The organism is Xanthomonas hortorum, from assembly GCF_040279205.1.
Classification (GTDB): Bacteria; Pseudomonadota; Gammaproteobacteria; order Xanthomonadales; family Xanthomonadaceae; genus Xanthomonas; species Xanthomonas hortorum_F.
In genome coordinates, this window is record NZ_JBEOLS010000122.1 from 1 (window position 1) to 1,494 (window position 1,494).

Annotated in this window: 1 protein-coding gene and 2 pseudogenes; 2 read left to right on the plus strand and 1 reads right to left on the minus strand. The window is 53.3% G+C overall.

Going from position 1 to position 1,494, the window contains the following annotated elements:
- Positions 1-118: 118 nt before the first annotated feature.
- Positions 119-407 (plus strand): annotated as a pseudogene (locus ABS769_RS22395) (phage virion morphogenesis protein); the annotation flags it as partial.
- A 142-nt stretch (positions 408-549) separates the two neighbouring features.
- On the opposite strand, the gene ABS769_RS22400 reads toward ABS769_RS22395, so the two are convergent.
- The gene (locus ABS769_RS22400; protein WP_317063334.1) at positions 550-984 is read right to left on the minus strand and encodes a hypothetical protein; all 435 of its coding nucleotides are present in this window, start codon (positions 982-984) and stop codon (positions 550-552) included.
- Positions 985-1,175: 191 nt separating this feature from the next.
- On the opposite strand from ABS769_RS22400, the pseudogene ABS769_RS22405 reads away from it, so the two are divergent.
- A pseudogene (locus ABS769_RS22405) lies at positions 1,176-1,494 on the plus strand (baseplate assembly protein); the annotation flags it as partial.

Below are 1,494 nucleotides of genomic sequence, written 5' to 3' on the forward strand. Positions count from 1 at the left end.
CCGCTTTCGGCTTCGCGCAGAAAGCCGATGACCTGCTCGTCAGTAAAACGTTTCTTCACGTCCAATCTCCTCGGGGTAGGGAATTGGACTCCAAACTGAGGCGCTACTCAAAATTGGGTGGACGTCGCGCAAGGAACAACTGCGGGACAAGGCGGGCAGAGTCAAACGCAAGAAGATGTTCGCCAAGCTGCGGCAGGCCAAGTACTTCAAGGTCAGCGCTAGTCCGAACCTAATGAGCGTTGGCTTTATGGGGCGCGTGTCACGAATCGCGCGCGCACCAAGAAGGCTTAAGTGAAAGCGTACGACCTGGTGGTCCAAGGGCACGTTACGAGAGGCGCGTGCTGTTGGGGCTCACTGAGCAAGACAAGCACCTCATCCGCGACCAACTCTTGAACCACTTAGGCTAGACCGTCATTGTCGAGACGCTATGAGAACGTTCCCCCATCAGGTGCGCCCGTTGAGGGCGCTTCAGCAAAATGCTGCGGTGGCATCGCAGTCGCAAATAACATCTGCGGCCCATTTTAAAAAATAGATTTTGAATGATTTTATTTATATTTCACCAAAATCAATTGTTGCCCAGGGTACTATTCTTGCTTGGACCAACAACGAATATCGGTTGAATGCAATTTTCATAGTTACATCCTTCCCGCCAACCGTGCACCTGCCATTGGGGCAACGGCCAACAACGATTACGTCAATTGTGCTGGCAGTACAGGAAGGCTTAACTGGCGTAGAAATACAGCGCATGCGATAGCGCCTCCCACAAGAAGCACCGTTATCCCATAGGCCATCCGAAACCGTCACTACTTGGTAGTTTCGCCCGCTGACTTGATCTTCCGGTACATTGCAACCCTGGACAAGGTCTGCGGGACGACGGGCGTTATTTCCATAAAAACTAATTGTGCCGATGTCTGCAAATGCGGCCGAAGAAAAGAGCAAACCGACTGCCGCGGCACTAAATCCTAGTAAAATTTTATTTTTCATGACTGCTCCCATGTGGACAAAAATTCTCTCAGGTCGCGCAACTCAGTTGCATCAAATATGCGAAAATTTGTTGCTGCTTGCGATTTGAGAGCAGCCATCAATTTTTTGTAGAACGAGAGCCAACAAGTCGCTGCCTGCAGATTTCCCCAGGTGGCACGAGATCATTGCGTACCGTTCGACGCAATAATCTAATGGCCTCCTTCACTGCTGTAGACCTGTCCAAACTTGAAGCACCAGATCTGATCGAAGCGCTGGACTTTGAGACGATCTTCGCTGAGGCCCTCGCCCAGTTCCGCCGGCTCATGCCGGAGTTCTCCGCGCTCACCGAAGCGGATCCGGTCTACAAGCTCCTGCAGCTGTTCGCGGCCCGCGAGCTGCTGATCCGCCAGCGCGCCAACGACAAGGCGCAGCAGACCATGCTGGCCTTCGCCACCGGCACCAATCTCGATCACCTGGGTGCTTTGTTCGGCGTCGCTCGCCTGGTGCTGGATCCCGGTCAACCCGATGCCG